Source organism: Nocardia sp. NBC_01499 (assembly GCF_045040275.1).
GTDB lineage: Bacteria > Actinomycetota > Actinomycetes > Mycobacteriales > Mycobacteriaceae > Nocardia.
In genome coordinates this window covers 2,584,485-2,605,563 of sequence record NZ_CP109426.1, presented here as the reverse complement: position 1 = coordinate 2,605,563, position 21,079 = coordinate 2,584,485, and the positions used below count along the sequence as shown (strand labels likewise).

General features: G+C 67.6%; 18 protein-coding genes. 12 read left to right on the top strand and 6 right to left on the bottom strand.

What is annotated here, in order from left to right; all coding sequences use genetic code 11:
• Positions 1-100: 100 nt before the first annotated feature.
• From OG203_RS11845 to nrdR, 3 genes are all read left to right on the top strand, one after another.
• Entirely contained in the window at positions 101-640 is a 540-nt protein-coding gene (locus OG203_RS11845) for a hypothetical protein (RefSeq protein ID WP_405165710.1), read from the top strand.
• Between the two features lie 250 nt (positions 641-890).
• Positions 891-2,147, top strand: coding sequence for a hypothetical protein (locus OG203_RS11840; RefSeq protein WP_405165709.1), 1,257 nt, complete (start codon positions 891-893; stop codon positions 2,145-2,147).
• A 460-nt stretch (positions 2,148-2,607) separates the two neighbouring features.
• Positions 2,608-3,078, top strand: a complete 471-nt coding sequence (nrdR, locus tag OG203_RS11835) for a transcriptional regulator NrdR (protein WP_405165708.1) — start codon at positions 2,608-2,610, stop codon at positions 3,076-3,078.
• 67 nt (positions 3,079-3,145) lie between these two features.
• Here nrdR and hrpA read toward each other — a convergent pair whose 3' ends face one another.
• Complete coding sequence (gene hrpA, locus OG203_RS11830) at positions 3,146-7,687, bottom strand: ATP-dependent RNA helicase HrpA (protein ID WP_405165707.1); 4,542 nt, start codon at positions 7,685-7,687, stop codon at positions 3,146-3,148.
• A gap of 127 nt (positions 7,688-7,814) precedes the next feature.
• Here hrpA and OG203_RS11825 point away from each other — a divergent pair, with 127 nt between their 5' ends.
• On the top strand, positions 7,815-8,441 hold the full coding sequence (locus tag OG203_RS11825; protein ID WP_405165706.1) for a Pr6Pr family membrane protein: 627 nt from the start codon (positions 7,815-7,817) through the stop codon (positions 8,439-8,441).
• Positions 8,442-8,620: 179 nt separating this feature from the next.
• Positions 8,621-9,844 carry an aspartate aminotransferase family protein gene (locus OG203_RS11820; RefSeq protein ID WP_405165705.1) on the top strand — a complete coding sequence of 408 codons (1,224 nt, stop codon included), beginning with the start codon at positions 8,621-8,623 and terminating at the stop codon, positions 9,842-9,844.
• Between the two features lie 10 nt (positions 9,845-9,854).
• On the opposite strand, the gene OG203_RS11815 is transcribed toward OG203_RS11820, so the two are convergent.
• Positions 9,855-10,367, bottom strand: a complete 513-nt coding sequence (locus OG203_RS11815) for a GNAT family N-acetyltransferase (protein ID WP_405165704.1) — start codon at positions 10,365-10,367, stop codon at positions 9,855-9,857.
• Positions 10,368-10,516: 149 nt separating this feature from the next.
• On the opposite strand from OG203_RS11815, the gene OG203_RS11810 reads away from it, so the two are divergent.
• Positions 10,517-12,148 carry an acyl-CoA synthetase gene (locus OG203_RS11810; protein WP_405165703.1) on the top strand — a complete coding sequence of 544 codons (1,632 nt, stop codon included), beginning with the start codon at positions 10,517-10,519 and terminating at the stop codon, positions 12,146-12,148.
• A gap of 6 nt (positions 12,149-12,154) precedes the next feature.
• Here the strand turns inward: OG203_RS11810 and OG203_RS11805 are convergent, their stop codons facing one another.
• Entirely contained in the window at positions 12,155-12,886 is a 732-nt protein-coding gene (locus tag OG203_RS11805) for an SDR family NAD(P)-dependent oxidoreductase (RefSeq protein WP_405165702.1), read from the bottom strand.
• A 272-nt stretch (positions 12,887-13,158) separates the two neighbouring features.
• On the opposite strand from OG203_RS11805, the gene OG203_RS11800 reads away from it, so the two are divergent.
• The 4 genes from OG203_RS11800 to OG203_RS11785 all read left to right on the top strand — a co-directional run bounded on the left by OG203_RS11800 (position 13,159) and on the right by OG203_RS11785 (position 16,448).
• Positions 13,159-14,196, top strand: a complete 1,038-nt coding sequence (locus OG203_RS11800) for an AraC family transcriptional regulator ligand-binding domain-containing protein (RefSeq protein WP_405165701.1) — start codon at positions 13,159-13,161, stop codon at positions 14,194-14,196.
• 50 nt (positions 14,197-14,246) lie between these two features.
• Positions 14,247-14,981, top strand: coding sequence for a DUF5134 domain-containing protein (locus OG203_RS11795; protein ID WP_405165700.1), 735 nt, complete (start codon positions 14,247-14,249; stop codon positions 14,979-14,981).
• A 161-nt stretch (positions 14,982-15,142) separates the two neighbouring features.
• On the top strand, positions 15,143-15,736 hold the full coding sequence (gene sigK, locus OG203_RS11790) for an ECF RNA polymerase sigma factor SigK (RefSeq protein WP_405167840.1): 594 nt from the start codon (positions 15,143-15,145) through the stop codon (positions 15,734-15,736).
• The gene (locus OG203_RS11785; RefSeq protein ID WP_405165699.1) at positions 15,729-16,448 is read left to right on the top strand and encodes an anti-sigma factor domain-containing protein; all 720 of its coding nucleotides are present in this window, start codon (positions 15,729-15,731) and stop codon (positions 16,446-16,448) included. Before sigK ends, OG203_RS11785 begins: the two co-directional genes overlap by 8 nt.
• Before the next feature lie 432 nt (positions 16,449-16,880).
• On the opposite strand, the gene OG203_RS11780 is transcribed toward OG203_RS11785, so the two are convergent.
• The 3 genes from OG203_RS11780 to OG203_RS11770 form a co-directional block, all read right to left on the bottom strand.
• Positions 16,881-17,555: a PhzF family phenazine biosynthesis protein gene (locus OG203_RS11780; protein WP_405165698.1), complete on the bottom strand. Its 675-nt coding sequence runs from the start codon at positions 17,553-17,555 to the stop codon at positions 16,881-16,883.
• Positions 17,556-17,707: 152 nt separating this feature from the next.
• A complete protein-coding gene (locus OG203_RS11775) occupies positions 17,708-18,247 on the bottom strand; it encodes a carboxymuconolactone decarboxylase family protein (RefSeq protein WP_405165697.1) in 540 nt (179 codons plus the stop codon).
• Between the two features lie 82 nt (positions 18,248-18,329).
• Positions 18,330-18,917 (bottom strand): peroxiredoxin, encoded by a 588-nt coding sequence (locus OG203_RS11770; protein WP_405165696.1) that lies wholly within the window; start codon positions 18,915-18,917, stop codon positions 18,330-18,332.
• A 125-nt stretch (positions 18,918-19,042) separates the two neighbouring features.
• On the opposite strand from OG203_RS11770, the gene OG203_RS11765 reads away from it, so the two are divergent.
• Together OG203_RS11765 and OG203_RS11760 are read left to right on the top strand one after the other, a co-directional pair.
• Positions 19,043-19,951 carry a hydrogen peroxide-inducible genes activator gene (locus OG203_RS11765; protein WP_405165695.1) on the top strand — a complete coding sequence of 303 codons (909 nt, stop codon included), beginning with the start codon at positions 19,043-19,045 and terminating at the stop codon, positions 19,949-19,951.
• Positions 19,952-20,229: 278 nt separating this feature from the next.
• Positions 20,230-20,694 carry a gamma-glutamylcyclotransferase family protein gene (locus tag OG203_RS11760; RefSeq protein ID WP_405165694.1) on the top strand — a complete coding sequence of 155 codons (465 nt, stop codon included), beginning with the start codon at positions 20,230-20,232 and terminating at the stop codon, positions 20,692-20,694.
• Positions 20,695-21,079 lie beyond the last annotated feature (385 nt).

Genomic DNA, 21,079 nt, shown 5'->3' with positions numbered 1-21,079 from the left:
AGCGGCACTGAACAGCGGTCCCGAAGAGTCCCACCGGTCCGCACAGCTCGAACGACCCAGCTCGAACACAGACGGAGCACCCACCACGGAGGTTTGTCCGATGAGCACTGCGATCAGCGATATCAACACCGAGATCGGCGCGCCAAGCATGGCCCTCGTTCCGCGTGTCGACGAGGTTCGTGACATCGATACCCGCGCGGCCGACCCGCGCGACATCGACTCGGCCGAGGTGGATCTCGCCTTCGAGACCGTCCCGCGCGTCCATCGGGGCACCCTCCGCACACGGACTCTGGATTCGACGCATCGATCCACCGTCGACCGGCGCCCGCGCGGCGCGCGGCCCGGCGGGGTCGTCGTATACGACCGTGGCACACGAACTTCGACCGTCCGGCGGCCCAGCGGCACCCATCCCGGCGAGCTGGTCGAGCAGGCGCAGGTCGGTTTCGCCGTCCTCGCGGTAGCCGCCCTACTGAGTGCGTTCGTGGTGGTCGCGCTCATCACCCTCGCGCACCTGCGCGCGGGGGACTGGGGTGGCGACACCACGTCGACCACGGTGCCCGCAGTGGTCGATGGACAGTCGGTGCCCGTCGACCTCGTCCCCGGAAGTGTGCTGCCGCACAGTGTTACCGCGCCCCGCTGACCGAGGATCGGCGAGCCCGGCAACCGGCCACTCGGGCGCTTGGCTGCGAGTGGTGGACCGGCGTCGCCCAAATGGAAACTGGCCGCACCGGTTACGCATCGCTCTCGGCGCTGACTTGTGCCATGCGTTCAGAAGTGGCCGGATTTGTTGATCAGGGGGTCGGGCATGTTGCTAGGGTGCTGAAAACGTGATCTGGCAAAGGTCTTTGCCAGACGCGGCCCTGGTCAACGAACGAGTTCGGGATCTAGTAATGACGCATCTCGCTATCGCCGGACGCTCCAGCCGGTTTCTCGCCCGAGTCGTCGGGCTTGCCCTGTGCCTGGTCTTCGGGTTCGGTTCGATCCCGGCTGTTCAGGCGGCGCCCGCCTACGCGGAGTATCTGGACCTACCTGCCGTCAACGGGGACGGCGCGGGTGGGGGCGGGTTGAATCCGGCTCTCCCGCTGGACGAATCGGCGCTGTCCGCGGCGCTCGACGAAGCGCGTACCGACGGTGTGTCGCCGCGGCGGTACGCGACGTTGCTGCATCAGTACTGGCTGGTTGTCGCGACCCGCAACGCCGATATCGATCTCGCGGCCTGGGATCCGGCGCGCGGGGTGCAGGCCAACCAGCGCACCTTCAGCCAGGTGTATGTCAACTACCTGCGGCTGACCACTCAGCACCCGGAGTTCTACTGGGCCGGGCTGGCCGGCATCGCGGGCGGCTCGTTCGCCTCCGGCTACTTCGACATGAGCGATGTCGGCGTGGTGCTCGACGTGCCCGGCATCCATCAACTCGGCGACGCCGTGGCCGACCTGTTGCGCGGCACCCCACCGGAATTGGTGCGCGAACTGCCCGCCGACATTCGCCTGCTGGGCGAGGAGGGCTCGCGGCTCAGCGCCGAGGACGTCGCCTGGTACCAGACCCGGCTGATGATCATGCAGAAGCACATCTTCACCGACCTCGTCCCGATGCACGAAGCGTATGTCGCGCTGGGGATGCGTGGCATCGATGAGATGTACGACGCGGGGGTGATCGACGCCGGCATCCACACCGCGTGGCAGTCCATCGCCTCCGGCACCCGCGACGGCAATATCGACGCGCTGATCCGGATGACCGACCGCGAACAGAACCGGGTGATCGCCGACCAGTGGGACGCGACCTCGGCCGGGCGCGCACCGATCGGCCGCGTCCTCACCTATGTGAGCACCATCGCGGGCAAACCCGCCGTGCCCGGTGTCCGCGCCCCCGGCGTGTTCGCACCGGCCATCGTCCGCGCGGACATCGGCGGCCACACCCTGGCCCTGCGCACCCCGCTGCCCGCCTTCAACTGGGCCGACCGCGACACCCGCTGGACCTACATCACCGGCGATCTAGTCCCGCGCCACATCGACATGGAGTCGAACCCCACGCTCGCCCCCGCTGTGCTCGGCGAGTCGTTCTGGAACAAGCTCGCCCGCGGGCGTCTTGTCTCGCGCCTTCCCGAGCTGATCGCCGATCTCACTGCGGAGTGGCAGGTCGTCGAATAGCCGCTGAGTCGACCGTGACATCCGCTGGAACGATCTCACCGGCGATTGTGTCCCGCGCTACATCGCCATGGCGCTTGATCCCGCACTTGCTCCCGCTGTGCTCGGCGAGTCGTTGTGGAACAAGGTCACCCACGGGTGTCTCGCGCCTGCCTGAGCTGATTCGCCGACCTCAGTGCGGAGTGTCAGGGCGTCGAATAGCCTCCGCAGATGCCGGAGTCGAGGGAGATATGAGCGTGGAGGGATGGGCGATCGTGGGGGCAATGCGGGTGGGTAAAGGGTGAGTGGGACAACCTGAGTACCCGGACAGGTATCCTCGAAGTGCTATGCAGGTATTCCGCATATCGCCTGAGGATTACCTGGTGCCGGGGTCTAGGCCCCTGGACACGTGCTCGCCGGGACGGTCACCCAGATCGGTTGCCGGGCCGGCCGCGAGCGCGCGCATCGACGAAGGATCTCTCGGATGCATTGCCCGTACTGCCGACACCCCGACTCACGGGTGGTGGACTCGCGCGAGGCCGACGAAGGCGCGGCCATCCGCCGCCGCCGCGCGTGCCCGCACTGTGGGCGGCGGTTCAGCACGGTAGAAACCGCGATCCTGTCCGTGGTCAAACGCAGCGGCGTCACCGAGCCGTTCAGCAGGGAGAAGGTCATCCGCGGTGTCCGCCGCGCCTGCCAGGGTCGTGAGGTCGACGACGACGCACTGAACCTGCTCGCACAGAAGGTAGAAGACGCTGTGCGCGCCAAGGGTTCTCCCGAGGTGCCGAGCCACGAGGTCGGCCTCGCGATCCTCGGCCCGCTTCGTGATCTGGACGAGGTCGCCTACCTGCGCTTCGCGTCTGTCTATCGCTCCTTCACCTCCGCCGCCGACTTCGAACGCGAAATCCAGGAGATGCGCTCCGCCCGCGAGGCGGCGGCCGTCGCGGCTGAATAGCGGCTGCCTCGCTAGGCCCTGTGTCGAAGTCCCATCCGGCGCCTCCGTCCGGACTTCGACACAGGGCCTAGCGACGGATGGCGGCTATCGCGCGTTCGATGCGTTTGGCGGATACCGGGTATGAAGTGCCGAGTTTTTGGGCGAACAGGCTGATGCGGAACTCTTCGATCATCCACCAGATCTCGGTGACGGCCGGTGCGTTGCGGCGGTTCTCCGGGAGGGAGTTGAGCAGCCGGTCGTAGGCGGTGAGGGCGCGGTCCAGTTCGATCATGCCCTGACGGTCGCGGACCGCAGAGGCGGGCAAGGCCTCGAGGCGGACGACGGCGGCTTGGAGATAGCGGGGGAGTTCGCGTAGGCGGGTGCTGCCCCATTCGGAGACGAAGCCGGGGAAGACGAGGTTGTCGAGTTGGTCGCGGACGTCGTCGGCGATGTCGCGTTCGGAGGTTTCCGCCAGCGCTGCCGAAACGCGGTGTGCCTCGGCCAGAATCGGTACCACCAGGCGGACCAGTTGGACTACCGCGGAGACGAAGTCGGGGCGGATCTTGGCGACCAGCGCCGTGAAGTCGTCCGGGTTGTGCACCGGACCGCCCGCGGCGGCGATGAGTTCGTCGGCGGCCGCGGCGCGGCAATCCTCGATCAGTGCGTCCAGTGAACCGTATGGATTCTGGCTCAGCGCAAGGCGATCCGTGGGACGCAGGCTCGAGGTGACGGTGCGGACCGAGGTCGGCAGCGCGTTCAGGACGAGCGTGCGGGTGCCCGCGCGCATCGCGGTGGCTTGTGCGGCAGGGGAACTCAGCACCCGGACCGCCACACCGTCACCCTCGGGGACCAGGGCGGGATAACCGGTGACGGTCTGCCCGGCGACCTCGCGGCGGACCGTCGGCTCCACCGTGCCGAGCGATTCCGACGTCCACGCCGCGGCGGGTGCGCGTTCCGAGCCCGCCGTCGCGCGGGCGACTGAGGCGGCAACCTGTTCGGCCAGCTGGCTTTTCAGTGCGGGCAGACTCTTGCCGCGCGCCAGCACACGACCGTCGGTGTCGACGGCCGCGAAGGTCATTCGCAGATGGTCCGGCAGTGCGGCGGTGTCCAGGTCGGTCGGGTCGATCGTGATCGAACCCAGCCGCGACAGTTCCCGCGCCAACCCGATGCGCAACGGTTCCGCGCGCGGGGTGAGCGCGGCCAGTGCTGCCGCCGCGAAGTCCGGCGCCGGAACGACGCTGCGCCGCAATGCCTTCGGCAGCGTCTTGATCAGTGCTGCGGCCAGCTCGTCGCGCATCCCCGGCACCAGCCAGTCGAAGCCGACGGCACGCACATGGGCCAGCTGCTCGACCGGAATGCGAACGGTGACACCGTCTTCCTCGTTGCCCGGTTCGAACTGGTAGGTGAGCGGGAAGCTGAGCTCGCCCTGCCGCCATGCGTCGGGGAAGGCGGCCGGATCCAGTGCCGCCGTGCCCGCGTTGACGACGGTCGAGGTCGAGAAGTCCAGCAGTGCGGGGTCTTTGCGGCGCGCGGACTTCCACCAGCTGTCGAAGTGCCGCACGGACACGATGTCGGCGGGCAGGCGCTTGTCGTAGAACTCGAACAGCACCTCGTCGTCGACCAGGATGTCGCGGCGGCGGGCGCGGTGCTCCAGATCGGCGACGTCGTCGATCAATTCGCGGTTACGGTGGAAGAAGTCGTGGCGGGTCTGCCATTCGCCCTGCACCAGTGCGTGTCTGATGAACAGTTCCCGCGACAGCTCCGGATCGATCCGGCCGTAGTCCACCTGCCTGCCGGTCACCAACGGGATGCCGTAGAGGGTGACGCGCTCGTAGGCGCTGGCCGCGCCGCGCTTGGCCGACCAATGCGGTTCGGAGTAGGTGCGTTTCACCAGATCGCCCGCGAGCCGCTCGGCCCACTCCGGCTCCACCTTGGCCGCCATCCGGCCCCACAGCCGCGACGTCTCGACCAGCTCCGCGGCCATCACCCAGCGCGGCGGCTTCTTCGCCAGCGAGGAGCCGGGGAAGATCATGAACTTCGCGTTGCGCGCGCCGAGGAATTCCCGAGACTCCGCCTCGCGCAGCCCGATATGAGACAGCATGCCCGCTAGCAAGGCTTGATGGATGCCGGTGGAATCCCAAGGCATGTCATCGGATTCGAGCGACGAGCTGTCGACTGCCTGTGGTGCATCGCCACGAGCGCGCTTCGAGCCAGCCCGGCCACCACGAGATGTGTTGGCCGCGGACTCGGTGCGTTCGCTGGTCTGTCGGCTTCCGGCGGATTGCACGGTCGCCTTGTCGCCTGAACGTCCACGGCGCGAACCACTCTCGGTGCTCTGCCCCGAGCCGGGCCGTTCGCCCGATGTGTCATCGCCGCCTTGGCCGCGCGATCGCCTTTCGCGCGAATCACCCTTGGCGCCCGCTGGCGAGTTGGACTGTTCGTTTGGCACACCGTCGCCTTGACTGTGGGATTGTCCGTGGCGCGAACCGCTCTCAGAGTTCTCGCCGGAGGCGGCGAGCTGCTCGCCCGATGTCCTATCGCCGCCTTGCCTGCGCGAGCGCCTGCCGCGCGAACCGTTTTCGATGCCCTCTGGCGAATTGGACGGCCCGCCGGGGGACTGCTCGCCGCGCGAATCACCTCTGGTGCCTTCCGGTGAGCCGTCCCCACCTCGGGATCGTCCACGGCGCGAACCACGGCCGGTCTTGCCCGACGCGGGAGTTGAGTCGCCTGCTTCCTCGGGACGGTCCGATGCGTCCGCCGACCACCCGAGTCCCCTCGTGATGGTGCGCAACTGCCCGTGCAGGTCCTGCCACTCCCTGATCCGCAGGTAGTGCAGGAACTCCTCTCGGCACATTCGCCGGAACTGATTGGACGACAACGACTTTCGCTGCTCGGTCAGGTAATCCCACAGCCTGAGGTAGGCCAGGAAATCTGATCCTTCGACGATGAACCGTGCGTGCTTGGTGTCGGCGGACTGCTGGTGGTCGGCGGGTCGTTCGCGGACGTCCTGAATCGACAGTGCCGCAACGATGATCAGCACCTCGGCCAGGCATCCGCTGCTGTGCGCCTCCACCAGCATCCGCGCCATCCGCGGATCGACCGGAAGCTGCGCCATGTCGCGCCCGATCGGGGTGAGGGTCAGTCCGGCATCGGATTCGGTGTCGCTGCCCGTCCGTCGTCCGAGCGCGCCGAGTTCCTCGAGCAACGCGATGCCGTCTCGGATCGCCCGCTTGTCCGGCGCCTCCACGAACGGGAAGTTCTCGATATCGCCGAGCCCGAGCGCGGTCATCTGCAGGATGACGGCGGCAAGATTGGTGCGCAGGATCTCCGGTTCGGTGAACGCGGGCCTGGACTCGAAGTCGTCTTCGGCGTACAGCCGGATGCAGATGCCGTCGGCGACGCGACCGCAGCGACCGGCGCGCTGCCTGGCGGAAGCCTGGGACACGGGTTCGATCGGCAGCCGCTGCACCTTGGTGCGCATCGAATAGCGCGAAATGCGCGCTGTCCCAGGGTCGACCACGTACCGGATGCCGGGCACGGTCAGCGAGGTCTCCGCGACATTGGTGGCCAGCACCACCCGACGGCCAGGATGCGGCGCGAACACCCGGTGCTGTTCGGCGGTGGACAGGCGCGCGTACAGCGGCAGGATCTCGGTGCGCGGCAGCCTCAGATCGCGCAAAGCGTCGGCGGTGTCGCGGATTTCGCGTTCGCCGGACAGGAACACCAGCACATCACCGTCGCCCTCGGCGAACAGCTCGGCGACCGCGTCGCCGATGGCGTCCACCGGGTCGCGATCGACCACCCGGGTGTCCTCGTCGTCTTCGTCGTCGGCGCCGGGCAGTTCCAGCGACAGCGGCCGATAGCGCAGCTCCACCGGATAGGACCGGCCGGACACCTCGACAATCGGTGCGGGAGTGCCGTTTTCGTCCGCGAAGTGCCGGGCGAACAGTTCCGGGTCGATGGTCGCCGAGGTGATGATGATCTTCAGGTCGGGTCGGCGCGGCAGCAGCTGTTTGAGGTAGCCGAGCAGGAAGTCGATATTGAGGCTGCGTTCGTGCGCCTCGTCGATGATGATCGTGTCGTAGCGGCGCAGCAGCCGGTCGCGCTGGATCTCGGCGAGCAGGATGCCATCGGTCATCAGCTTGATCAGGGTGCGATCGGAGGCGTGATCGGTGAAGCGGACCGTGTAGCCGACGACGTCGCCCAGTTCGGTGCCGAGTTCTTCGGCGATGCGCTCGGCGACGGTGCGCGCGGCCAGCCTGCGCGGCTGGGTGTGGCCGATGGTGCCGCGGATGCCTCGGCCGAGTTCCAGGCAGATCTTCGGAATCTGGGTGGTCTTGCCGGAACCGGTCTCACCGGCCACGATCACCACCTGATTGGCGGCGATGGCGGCGGCGATGTCGTCGCGGCGCTGGGTGACCGGCAACTGCTCGGGGTAGCGGATCTCGGGTACGGCGGCTCGGCGCGCGTCGATGCGGAGCTCGGCCGCGGCGATCTCGGCCTCGACCTTGCCGAGGTCGGCACCGCGCGCCCGGTCGAGCTGGCGGCGCAGCCGGTATTCGTCGCGGAGGGAGAGATTCGCCAGGCGGGTGCGGAGCTCGCGGGGTCCGGTGTCAGCTGTCCTGGTCATTGCAGTCACAAGCGTAGCGAAGGGCGGCAACTGGTATTTCCGTCAGGCGGCACGACGGGGTTGCCGACAGTGTGCGGACTGTCCGGATTTACCGGGTCGACGGCTGTTGATATGCGAGGATCGGGCGATGGACGCCGATTCGGGCACGGCTTGGGTGTATCGCGGTCTACGGATCGCCTTCGGTGTGCTCGGCATTCTCGCGCTGGTGTGGATCCCGCTGCGCGAGATGCACGCGGCGGCGTTCTCCACGGGAAACTACTTCAGCTACTTCACCATTCAATCGAATGTGCTCGGCGTGCTGGTGCTGCTGATCGGCGGACTGTGGGATCCGCACAGCCATCGCTGGGAGGTGCTGCGCGGCGCGAGCGCGCTGTATCTGCTCATCACCGGCGTGGTCTACGCGGTGCTGCTGGCCAATATCGACGTGATGCTCACCGATCGCTGGATCAACGACATCTTGCATCGGGTGCTGCCGATCGTGATGGTCGCGGACTGGGTGCTCATTCCGGCCCGCCAGCGTGTCAGCCTCTCGCCGCGCCTGGTCGGCCTGTGGCTGATCTATCCGCTGATCTACGGCATCTACACCCTGATCCGCGGCCCGATCGTCGACTGGTATCCGTATCCCTTCCTGGACCCGCGGCAGCAGGGTTACGTTTCGCTGGCGATCGGCCTGATCGTCCTCAGCGGTGTTTTCACCCTCCTGGCTGTCGCCATCGCGGCCGTCGGCGGCCTGGCCCGGCGCCGAACACCATGAGCGAAATGCTCGTTACGACCATGTCCCGTCCGGTACTAGCGCAGACGTGTCGATGGCCATACACCTGCCGTGGCGCGGTGGTGTTCGGCCTGGTGTAGCGCGTTTTGTGGTTGTTGGTGAGTATGTAAGCCGTCGGCGCGATTCGGAGGCCGACACCTTCCTCCGGTAAAGGTGGACACATGAACTCGCTATGGCATGGATTTGCCGACATGGGTGCGGTCGAGCGGGACGGCGCGTTCGTCGTCGCCCGTGGCGAGGGCGCCTACATCTACGACACCGCGGACAACCGCTACCTGGACGCGACGGCCGGGCTCTGGTTCACCAACGTCGGCCACGGCCGCGGCGAGATCGCCGACGCGGTCGCCGCGCAGCTGCGCCAGATCGCGCACTACTCCAACTTCGGCGACTTCGCCGAACCGGCCACCCAGGAACTCGCCGAGCGGCTGTCCGCGCTCGCGCCGGTGCCGGGCAGCAAGATCTTCTTCACCTCCGGCGGCTCGGACTCGGTGGACACCGCGGCCAAGCTGGCCCGCCGCTACTGGCACGAGCTCGGCCGACCGGACAAGTCGATCGTGGTCGGGCGGCAGAAGGCCTACCACGGCATGCACGTCGCGGGTACCGCGCTGGCGGGCATCCCGGTCAACCGCGAGGGCTACGGCGAGCTGATGGCCGACGCGCGCACCATCGAATGGGACGACCCCAAGTCGCTGCTCGCGTTGATCGAGGAGATCGGCGCCGAACGCATCGCCGCGTTCTTCTGCGAACCCATCATCGGCGCCGGCGGCATCTACCTGCCGCCGGACGGCTACCTCGCCGAGGTGCGCCGCATCTGCCGGGACAACGACATCCTGTTCGTCGCCGACGAGGTCGTCACCGGCTTCGGCCGGATCGGCGGCTCCTGGTTCGCCTCGTCCCGCTTCGATCTGCAGCCGGATCTCATGACCACCGCCAAGGGTCTGACCTCCGGTTACGTCCCGATGGGCGCCGTCTTCATCGCGCCGCACATCGCCGAACCGTTCTTCGCGGGCGGCGTCTGGTGGCGGCATGGCTACACCTATGGCGGGCATGCGGGTGCCGCTGCGGCCGCGCTGGCCAACCTCGACATCGTCGAGCGCGAGAACCTCCTCGACGAGGCGGCCAGGCTGGAAGCCACGCTGCACGCGAAGCTCGCTCCGTTGGCCGAGCATCCCCGGGTCGCCGAGGTGCGCAGTGGGCTCGGCGCCGTCGCCGCCATTCAGCTCGTCGATCCCGCCGAGGGTCTTCCGCTGGTGAAAACCCTGCGAGCGCACGGTATTTCGGGCCGTGCGGCAGGTCAGGGTGCCATGCAGATCTCGCCGTCGTTCGTGATGACCGACGATCAGGTCGACGAGATGGTCGAAGGCTTCACGCGCGCTCTCGGTTGATCTGCGTTGTTCAGAGTGTGCGCGTCATGAAGTGGCTGTACGGATCGAGCTGGTAGTCGCCGAAGGGGCCACAGAACTCGAAACCGTGCGCGGCGTAGAGCTTTTGGGCCGGGACGAAGAACTCGGGGGTGCCCGTCTCCAGGCTCACCCGCCGGTAGCCGCGGGCGGTGGCTTCGGCGAGCAGGTGGCGCAACAGGATCGAGGCGACGCCGCGGCGTTTGTGCGTCGCGGCGGTGCGCATCGACTTGATCTCCGCGTGCTCGTCGTCGAGGTGCTTGAGCGCGGCGCAGCCCGCGAGGGTGTCGCCGTCCCAACCGCTCCAGAAGGTGATCTCCGGACGGCGCAGCGCGTCGATGTCGAGGGCGAACACGCTCTCGGCGGGGGACTGTGCGGCCATATCGGTCAGGTGCTCGGTGAGCAGGGCGGCGATCTCCGGTCCGGCGAGGTCGTTGGCGACGATGCGCAGTTCGAGCATTGAGCTGGCGGTCCCCGCGATAGCAGACTGGTCGGTGTTGCTAGACATTCGTCCATCATGCAGTGCGGCGCAGAGGACATGCAGTGTGGCGCAGAGTGCCGATCCCTCGACGGACGTCGATCGAACAGGCTTTACTGAGAGGGCACTCGCCCGCACTTGCTCGGCGGACAGCTTTGTCCAGCCAGGGGGTCTGAATCATGAAGCTTGCCAAGGTCGCAACGCTCGCGACGGGCGTTGCTCGCCGCGCCGTCGATGAAACCTACTACGCAACACTGGCGGTTCGCGCCGGTCTGGTGACCCCGGAACGACCCGACCGACTGGCCCAGATCGGCGCGGCGGTCGTGCGGTCCGGCATGCTCGGTGCTCTCCCCACGGTCGCCGCGCTGCGCTATCGGGACCGCGCGGCGCTCATCGACGAATTGGGCACGGTCACCTTCCGCGAACTCGACCAGCGCACCAGCGCGCTGGCCAATGCCTGGCGGGCTCGCGGGCTGCGCGACGGCGAGGGCGTGGCGATCCTCGTGCGCAACCACCGAGGCTTCCACTATGCGGTGTTGGCCGCGGCCAAGTGCGGTGCCCGAATCGTGTTGCTCAACACCGACTTCGCGGGCCCGCAGCTGCGCGAGGTGGTCGCCAGGGAGGGCGCGGATCTGCTGGTCTTCGATGAGGAGTACACGGAGATCCTCGGCGATCTCACCCCGCCGCGCGGCCGCTACCGCGCCTGGGCCGAGCAGCCCGGCGTCGACACCCTGGACAATCTGATCGCGGGCGCGGCCCGCTCCGCGCCCCGGCGCCCCACCACCACCGCGAAGGTCATCCTGCTGACCAGTGGAACGACCGGCACGCCGAAGGGCGCGCCGCGCGGCGAACCGACCTCGCTGGCTCCGCTGGGCGCGATCCTCGACAAGGTGCCGTTCCGGGCGCGCGAGATCACCGAATGCCCGGCGCCGCTGTTCCATACGCTCGGCTTCGCGCACGCTTTCTTCGCGCTCGGCTTCGGTTCGACGCTGGTGATCCGCCGCCGCTTCGATCCGCAGGCCGTGCTGGACAGCCTGCACCGCAATCGGGTCACCGCCATGATCGCGGTGCCGGTGATGTTGCGGCGGCTGGTCGACCTCGGCCCGGAAGCCCGTGCGGGACACGACTTCTCCGCGCTGCGGATCATCTTCGTCGCCGGATCGCAGCTCGGTGCCGAGCTGTGTACCAGGGTGACCGAGGCGTTCGGGCCGGTGGTCTACAACCTGTACGGCTCCACCGAGGTGGCCTCCGCAACCATCGCCACCCCCGCTGACCTGGCGGTCGAGCCCGGTTGCGTGGGCGGTCCGGTGCCGAGTTCGACGGTGAAGATCCTCGACGAGGACGGTGCGGAGTTGCCCGCGGGGCAGACCGGTCGCATCTTCGTCGGCAACAGCTACCAGTTCGAGGGCTACACCGGTGGCGGCGACAAGGCGCGCATCGGCAACCTGATGTCCACCGGTGATGTCGGCCACTTCGACAGTGCCGGAAGGCTTTTCATCGACGGCCGAGACGACGACATGATCGTCTCCGGCGGCGAGAACGTCTTTCCAGGCGAGATCGAGGAACTGCTTTCCGCGCACCCCGCCGTCGAGGAGGTGAGCGCCTTCGGCGTCGACGACGACCGGTACGGGCAACGGCTGCGCGCGGTGATCGTTGTGCGCGAAGGACATTCGCTCGCCGAGGACGAGGTGCGCGAGCATGTCAAGGCGCATCTGGCCCGCTTCAAGGTGCCGCGTGATGTCCTGTTCATCGATGAACTGCCGCGCAACCCGACCGGGAAGGTGCTCAAACGCGTGCTGCGCGAACTCTGATCGGCCTCAGCGGGCCTGCCCGTCGCGCGTGAACGCGCGGCGCAGGATCCCGCCCGGTGGCCGCAGCGCGGCACGCAGGCCGTTCGACGGTGGCACGCTGATCAGGCCGCCGCGCCGGTGCACGACGCAGTCGACCACGGCATCGGCGACGGCTTCCGGATCCGCGACCGACCCCGAGGACACGGTGCTGACGGTGACGCCCTGGTCCGAGAGTTCCTGATCGAGCGCCGCGCCGAGGCCGACAACGCCGTGCTTGGTCGCGCAGTACACGGCGACGCCGAGCGCCGCGGTCACCCCGGCCGCCGTGCCGATGTTGACGATCTGGCCGTGTCCCTGGCTGACGAATCGTTCTGCGGCGAGCCGGGTTCCGATGATCACCGCGCGCAGGTTGATATCGATCTGCAGGTCCGACTCGGCCTCCGATTCCGCGAGGAACGGGCCGGACGGCATGACGTCGGCGGCGTTCACCACGACGTCGAGGCCGCCGAGCCTGCGTTCGGCGAAGGTGAGGAAGCTGCCGAATCGGGCGCTGTCGGTGACGTCGAGGGGCAGCCCGAGCACGGTGCCGCCGTGGGTTCTGGCGAGTTGGTCGGCGACCGCGCGTACCGCCCCCACATCCACGTCGCCGATGACGATATCGGCACCCTCCGCCAGGAATGCCAACGCGGTCTCACGCCCGATGCCGTGCGCGCCCCCGGTGATCGCGATTCGTTTGCCAGCGAGTGTCTTCCGAGACATATGTTTTCGCCTGCCTTAGTCTCTCTTAAACGCTAGATTGTCGCTAAGCACCTCTCCATGCGATATCGGGTCAGCACCTTGCGCAAACCGGCCAGGGAACGGCGTCGGCTCGCTCTCCATGCGGACTTCGGCCGAGAAAGTTGCGCAGAACGGCCACGTCGAACCGGTCGGACGGTTTTATTTCCCGGTCCGAACCCCCTTGGGAGAGCGGAACATACGATCTCCGGCCAAAAACCTTGCGCATATCGGCCACGGCAGGCAACGATGGACTCGTGGCCTCATGGGAGTGGCGGCGTTCGGTGACACACGCGGTGATCCTCGTCGAGCTCGGGGAAGATCACGGTCTCACGCAGTACCAGTGCCTGCGCGGCACAGACCTGGATCCGCGCGTGCTGAAGACGCCCGGTGCGGAGATCACCGCCGCGCAGGAACTCGGCGTGGTCCGCAACATCGTCACCCTGCTCGGGGACAAGCCCGGCCTCGGCCTCGAAGCGGGCACCCGCACCCACATCACCACCCTCGGCGTGTTCGCCTTGGCGGTGCTCAGCAGTCCGACGATGCGGCAGGCCATCGACGTGGCCATGCGGTACTTCAGCCTGATGACCTCGTTCTCCCGTGCCTGGCATGTCTACCGCGGCGAGGAGATCTGGCTCTACGGCGACGACCGCGAACTGCCCGCGGAACTGCGCGGCTTCCTGGCCGAACGCGATGTGTCCGCGCTGCTGACCAACTGGTTTCTGGTGTTCGGCGTGCCGCCGCCGGTGCTGCGCGTCGAGGTCGCGGGCGGACTGCGGGCACGGCTCGCGCCGATCTTCGACCAATTCGAGATCCCGAGCAGCGACTCCGCGGAATTGCAGACCGCGGTCTTCGACGCCACCGGCATCGATGAACCGATGCCGCAGGCAAGCCCGCTCACCGCGCAGCTGTTCGAGGAACAATGCGACGACCTGCTGCAGCGCCGCGGCCTACGGCAGGGCGTGGCCGGTTCGGTGCGGTCGATGCTGATGCATCAGATGAACGGCAGGCTCAGTCAGGAAGACGTCGCCGCCGGGCTGCACATGAGTCTGCGCACCATGCGTCGCCGGTTGGCCGAGGAAGGCATGTCCTACCGCCAGCTTTGCGCCGAAACGTTCGGCACCCTCGCCGAGGAACTGCTCTCCACCGGGCTGACCGTCGAGGACGTCGCCTACCGGATGGGATACTCGGGCGCGCCAAGCTTTTCGAACGCGTTCAAGCAGTGGCGCGGGGTATCGCCGGGCCGATTCGCCCGCTCGACGGTCGATCGATACCGGCAGTCCGTGCCGCACTGAGATCGCCACCGCCCGCGAAAAGGGCACCCTGAGCAGCGCCGGGTGCGAGCATGGAAGGGCAGGTCCACGGTCGCCGCGACGAGAGGTGGTGGGACGTGGCGCAGTTCGTGCAGGAGTACGCCGCATTGCGGTGGTCGGTGGTTGCGGCGTTTCTGATCGCGGCGGCGATCGTGCTCGGCCGGTTGGCCACGCCCGCTCGACTTGTCGAAAGCGGTGAGTCCCCGGGTCTCGTGGTGGCGGAACCTGACTGGCGGCAAGGAGATTCGAGCCCCGGGTATCACGAATCCGACGCCGCTCACCTGATCATGTGTCTGGTGATGCTCGCGATGCTGGTATTCCCGGCGGCCGCGAGCCCGTCCGCCGTGCGCGGCGTGCTCACGGCCATGACGGTGGTCTTCGCGGCTTTGCTGGTGAGTCGGATCGTGGAGTGGCGCAGCGCGCCTCGCGAGACGCCGGTGGAACGGCTCGTGCCGCTGGGCTACCACACGGTAACCGCCGCGGCCATGCTGTACGCGATGTCCGGACACGCCATGTCGGGACACGCCGGTGGGCCCGCCACGATTCCGGCGCTCGGCCTCGCCGCGCTGTTCGCCGCTGACGCGTTGCTCGTCGCGCTCTCGTTCGGCCGCCCACTCGTCGACACGCCGGGCTACCTGGGTGTTCTGCTGCGCTCCTGTGGGTGTGTCGCGGCGCTGACCGGCCCGAGGCAGCGGGCGGCGATGGTGCCGCACGTGGTGATGGATCTCGGTACCGCCTACATGCTGATTGCGGCAGTTTCGAGTTGACCGGCGCCGCAGACCAATCCGCGCGGTAGTGCATACCGAACCCCTGTCATGCAGGCAGGGATTCGGCCATGAGGGAGCACGGTTTCGCGTCAGCCCATCGGTCCGGCGATCCAGCGCTGGATACCGAGGGGGAGGACGTCGACTCGTTAGCCGTATGCCCGATGCCGAGCGGGCTCGACCGACAGCGGTCGCAGCTGGCCAGCCGCCGACTTTCGACACTGCTCGCGGCGACCGGCACGCGAGACCGCGCCGCGTTCACCGAGTTCTACCGGCTCACCAGCTCGCGGGTCTTCGGGCTCGCCGTGCGCATCCTGCGCAGCCACGCCGCCGCCGAGGAGGTCACCCAGGAGGTATATCTCCAAGTGTGGTCGTCGGCCGATCGTTACGACCCGGCACTGGCCAGCCCGGTCGGCTGGCTCATGATGCTCGCGCACCGCCGCGCGGTCGACCGGGTGCGCGCGGAAGCCGCCGCCGCGGTGCGGGACCTGACCTACGCCTACTCGCACGCGGGCCGCGATCACGACGTCGTCGCCGAATCGGTGACGCAGCGGATGGAGGAACAGGCGGTCCTCGGCTGCCTGGACGCGCTCACCGCGACGCAGCGCGAGGCGATCTCGCTCGCCTACTACACCGGACGGACGTACCGTGAAGTCGCGGACCACCTATCGGTGCCGCTGCCCACCATCAAGACCCGCATTCGCGATGGCCTGAAGAGACTGGAGAAATGCTTGTCCGTAGAAGGCGCCGATGGCTGACACCGCTCCGCGGCCCGACGCGGAACTGCTCGACCTGGCATACCTGTGCGCCTTGGACGCCGTCCCTGAGATCGAACGCCGCCATATCGAGCAGCGCCTGGCGAAGGCCGATCCGGCTGTGCGGCAAGAATTCTCGGACACGGTGGCGCGACTGCACGAGGTGATGGCGCGGGTCGCCTCGCTCGACGCGCAGGAGCCGCCGCCGGAGCTGGAGGCACGGATTCTGGCGGCACTGCCCGATGCCGAACGTCCGTCCGTCTGGCAGCGCCGGATGCGATGGGTGGTGCCGGTGGCCGCCGCAGCCTGCCTGGTGATCGGCGGCAGCGTGGTCGCCGACCGCATCGGTACCCCGCCACCCGCCGTGCCCGGCGCGGAACAGGTGCACCGCCAACCGGATGCGCGCACCCTGACCGAACCGGTCACCGGCGGTGGCACTGCGGTAGTGGAGGTCTCGCCGCAGCAGCGACTCGCGGTGCTCGCGTTCGACGGAGTGGCCGAGCCGCCGTCCGGGCGGGTGTATCAGGTATGGCTGGTGCCCTCCGGTACGGAGTCGAAGCCGCGGTCGGCGGGGGTGCTCGACGAATTGCCCTCGGCGTCAAGACCATTCGTGACCGCGTTCGACGCGGGGGAGAAGTTGGCGGTCAGCGTTGAACCGCCTGGCGGATCTCCGGCCCCGACAACGACTCCGATCACCGGAGTGACGTTGCCCTGAGCGTGCTGGCTCCGACGGTGAGGGCTGTGCATTCGACTGTGCCGCAAGGTCTTCGGGGCGCGGCGTGGCCGGGGTGCAATCGGGCTGCGGTGGTGGACTCGACTGTGCGTCAGGGCGTTCGGTTACACCGCAAGCGCTACGGGCCGCCACGTGTCGGCCATGCTCCGGCCCGTCAGTGCGCGGCTACGGCGCCGCGGGCACGGTGTTCGCAAGGGCGCAGCGCTCGGGTGCGGTCCCGTTTGGGCGCAGCCAGCTCTGCGTGGCAGAGCGGGGATCGGCGTGCTGCACTTGCCCCGGCTCCGGAGGGTGGTCAGACCTTGAATCGCAACGGGTTTGGTTGCACCGCGCAGGCTGACCTTGCGCGTCAACAGCTCACATCGCCAGTGGCCGATCGGCGACCAGGCGACCGTCGGTCGGGCGCTTGCGGTGGGGTCAGATCTCGACGGATTGGTCGGCTACTACGCGGCCGCCGAGGCGGACCCAGCCGTCGGAGTCCCAGGAGGTGAAGATCTGGGAGCCTTTGCCCTGGGTGATGACCAAGCCTCGGCGGAGCAGGGCGGTGATGGCCACGGCGGCGGCGCCGGTGGCCTCGTCTTCGGCGATGCCCAAGGTGGGGGCGAACATTCGGGAGCGGAGCGCGCCGCGGTTCTCGTCGGTCCAGGCCCAGAAGTAGTGGGGGCCGCCGGTGAAGTCGTCGGGGCGCAGGTTCGCCAACTCGTCGAGGTCGGCGAGTTGGTGGAAGGTGAAGTCGGGGGCCCATTCGCCGCGTGCGGTGATCCAGGTGAGGCCCTCGGTCAGCTCGACCGCCACCGGGCCCGCGGGGACGTTCAGCCGCCGCACCGGCTTGCCCTGCTCGGCGAACCACCAGGCGGTGCCGACCGAAGGGTGTCCGGCGAACGGCAGCTCGACGGCCGGGGTGTAGATCCGCACGCGCGAGACTTCGTCGATCGGCTCCTCGACCACGACGGTCTCGCTGTATCCCGCCTTCGCCGCGAGCGCCTGCCGCTCGGTTTCGGCCACGTCCACGGCCCGCGCGATCCCCAGTTCATTGCCGAACCGCCCGGCGGCATCGGTGAACACTCGCACCACGTCAACCTGTGTGCCCATGGTCGCCGAGCCTACTAGCCAGCACCGACGCCGAGCTGTCGCGTGGACCACAGCTGGCCTCGATCGGAGCTATTGTCGCTGGTCGGCAAGGTACGAAAGAGGCCGCCGACGGTCCGTTGGACGGACTCGTCGGCGGCCTCGAATCGAACGCGCTAGACCGAAGCCGCGGCAAGCGTTTCGGTCGACTGCACAGCTTGGCCGACACCGGCGATGATCGCGGCCGCGCGCAGCGACTCGAAGATCACCTCGCGAGACACGCCCGCTTCACGCAGCGTGTGCTCGTGCGCCTCCAGGCAATGCCCACAGCCGTTGATCGAGGAGACCGCGAACGACCACAGCTCGAAATCGGCCTTGTCGACCCCCGGGGTACCGATGATCTGCATGCGCAGACCGGCCCGCAGGTCGTCGTAGCGCCCGCCGAGGAACGCCTTGCCCCGGTAGAACACATTGTTCATGCCCATGATCGAGGCGGCGCCGAGCGCGGCGTTGTAGGCCTGCTCGGACAGCACGTCGGCGGCTTCCTCGGCGATCTCGCGCAGCGTTGTCGCCGACCGGGTCGCGGCCGCCGACGCGAGCAGGGTGCCCCACAGCTGCTGTTCGTTCAGCACGGTGGTGCGCGCGAGCGATGACAGATTGAGCTTGAGGTCCTTGGCGTACTCGGGGAGGGAGTTCTTCAGGTTCTCAACGCTCATTCTTTGTATCCTCGGGTCATCCCCGCAGGTGCGGGGAACGGTGAATTCGGGTCGATCATCTAGTGGCGCAGTGCTTCTGCGGTCAGACGCTCGCGGCGAGCAGTTCGCCCGCGTTGATGGTCGGATCGCCCTTCTTCCAGTTGCAGGCGCACAGCTCGTCGGACTGCAGCGCGTCGAGCACCCGCAGCACCTCGTCGACGTTGCGGCCGACCGAACCCGCGGTGACCGAGACGAACTGGACCTCGTTGTTCGGGTCGACGATGAAGGTCGCGCGGTCGGCGACACCGTCGGCGTTGAGAACGCCGGCGGCGGCGGCCAATTCGCGCTTGAGGTCGGAAAGGATCGGGAACGGAAGGGTCTTCAGATCCTCGTGCTGGGCGCGCCATTGGAAGTGCACGAACTCGTTGTCGACCGAGGCGCCGAGCACCTGCGCGTCGCGGTCCGCGAATTCCTCGTTGAGCTTGCCGAACGCGGCGATCTCCGTCGGGCACACGAAGGTGAAGTCCTTCGGCCAGAAGAAGACGATCCGCCACTTGCCCGCGTGATCGTCACTGGTGATCGTGGTGAAGTAGTCGTCAGGCTGCTGAGCGTCGACCTTCGACAGATCACCACCGATGACAGCGGTGAGGTTGTATGCCGGGAATTGGTCGCCGATGGTCAGCAAGGCCATGCCTAATCTCCTCGTTCTGTGATGGGTTTGCTAGCACTGTGCAGAAAAGCAGAAAAGCTCACTTGCGATCTTGCCGTAAGGGCTGCTGAAAGGTAAAGGTGATCAGTCGCACTACACTGATAGCCGTGACCGATCAGACTTATCAGCCGACCCTGTCACAGCTGCGTGCGTTCGTTGCGGTCGCGGAATACCGCCACTTCGGCACTGCCGCAGCGCGGCTCAGTGTGAGCCAACCCACGCTATCGCAGGCGCTCGCAGCACTTGAACACGGGCTCGGGCTGCAACTGATCGAGCGCAGTACGCGCAGGGTGCTCGTCACCGCCGCGGGGATGCGGTTGCTGCCGAAGGCGATGGCGACGCTCGAGGCGGCGGACCGTTTCGTGGCGTCGGCGACCGGTGACGGTCTCGGCGGCACGCTGCGGATGGGCATCATCCCGACGGTTGCTCCGTATGTGCTGCCAGGTCTTCTTCCGGAGTTACACAAGAAGTTACCTGCCCTGCACCCGCAGGTGATCGAGGATCAGACCGCGCGGCTGTTGGATGGGCTGCGCACCGGTGTGCTCGATGTCGCGCTGCTCGCGTTGCCGACCGACCTGCCCGGCTTGGTCGAGATTCCGCTCTACACCGAGGAATTCGTGCTGGTGACGCCGCGCGGCCACGAGCTGGCCGGCCGCACCGACCTCGCGCCGTCGGTTCTCGACTCGCTGCCCTTGCTGCTGCTCGACGAGGGGCATTGCCTGCGTGATCAAACCCTGGACCTGTGCCGCTCCGCCGAGATCCACCCGGCCGGGGTCGGCGACACCCGCGCCGCCTCGTTGGCGACCGTAGTGCAGTGTGTCGCAGGCGGTCTCGGCGTTACCCTCATTCCGGAGATGGCCGTGGCCTCGGAGACTGCTCGCGGCACCCTCGATACCGCCCACTTCGCCAGCCCTGCCCCGGGCCGCACTATCGGCCTCGCGTACCGGACCTCCACTGCCCGTGCGGAGGACTACGAGTACCTCGCCGCGATCATCCGTACCAAGCGTCCGGAGTAGGACGGAAGAGGTTCGGCGCCAGGCGGTTTCGGTGCGGCGACGATGCCCCGCCTGGGAGGTCGTGACTCGAACGAGCATCGGTGCGGTGGCAGGTGTGCAGAGAACCGCGCCGGGAGCGGGTTGACGAGCATTGGTGCGATGCGTGGCGAACTGTGGCCGGGTTCGCGCTGATAATGGACTATCCGAGGTGATCCCGGCTTGAACGAATTCGGGTGTCCGGTGGAAGAGTGTGCGAGACCGTCCTGTGCGCGAGCGCCGCGAAGTGTGCAGGGTAGTGGATGCGAGAGGGCATGCGGATGGACTTGTCGGCGTCGAGCGCCGGGCGATGGGATGAGATTGCGGCCCAGGCTCATTCGTTGTTCGTCTACGGAACACTGCAGTTCCCGGCAGTACTCGAGGTCCTGATCGACCGCGTACCGCAGCGAGAGACCGCCACCGCCCCGGGCTGGCGAGTAGCGGCTCTACCTGGCCGCGTGTACCCGGGGCTCGTTCCGCACCCGAACGGCTTGGCTCACGGCACCGTGCTCAAAGGCCTCACCGCGCCGGAGTGGACGATCCTCGACGCCTTCGAAGACGACGAATACGACCTCCGCACAATCCAATTGAGCAACTCCTCAGGCACGGCCTGGACCTACGTGTGGACCGCCCCTGCGGCACAGGATGATTGGCACCCCGATCGCTTCACCACCGACCACCTCCCGCACTTTGTCACCCACTCCGCCCAATGGCGGCGAGAGTTGTAACGGCGGGATTCATGCCGGGGTGTCCCGGACGAACTGTGCGAAGACGCCCAGGTCCAGTGTCTCGCCTGCCTCAGTCGCTATAACTCCTCGACGAATCTGGTCGACCAAAAGCTGGCGCGCTGCCGTCGCCTGCCGCAACCGCTTCCATCTGCCCTACCACCTGCCGTCATTGCGTGTGATGCGTCGTCGGTCCATATCAGGCCGCGCCAATCATTGTGGGTCGGGCCGAGTCTGAGCAATGCCTTGAGGAAAGCTGACGGTGACGCTCCCTGCGTGACTCTGACGTCGATTCCCAGTGAGTTTGTTTGATCCAGTGTGAGGGGGAACTGACGGCGGCGGGCTCTCGAACTTTGCCGCCACCAGTTCCCCGTGATCATTCGTCCAG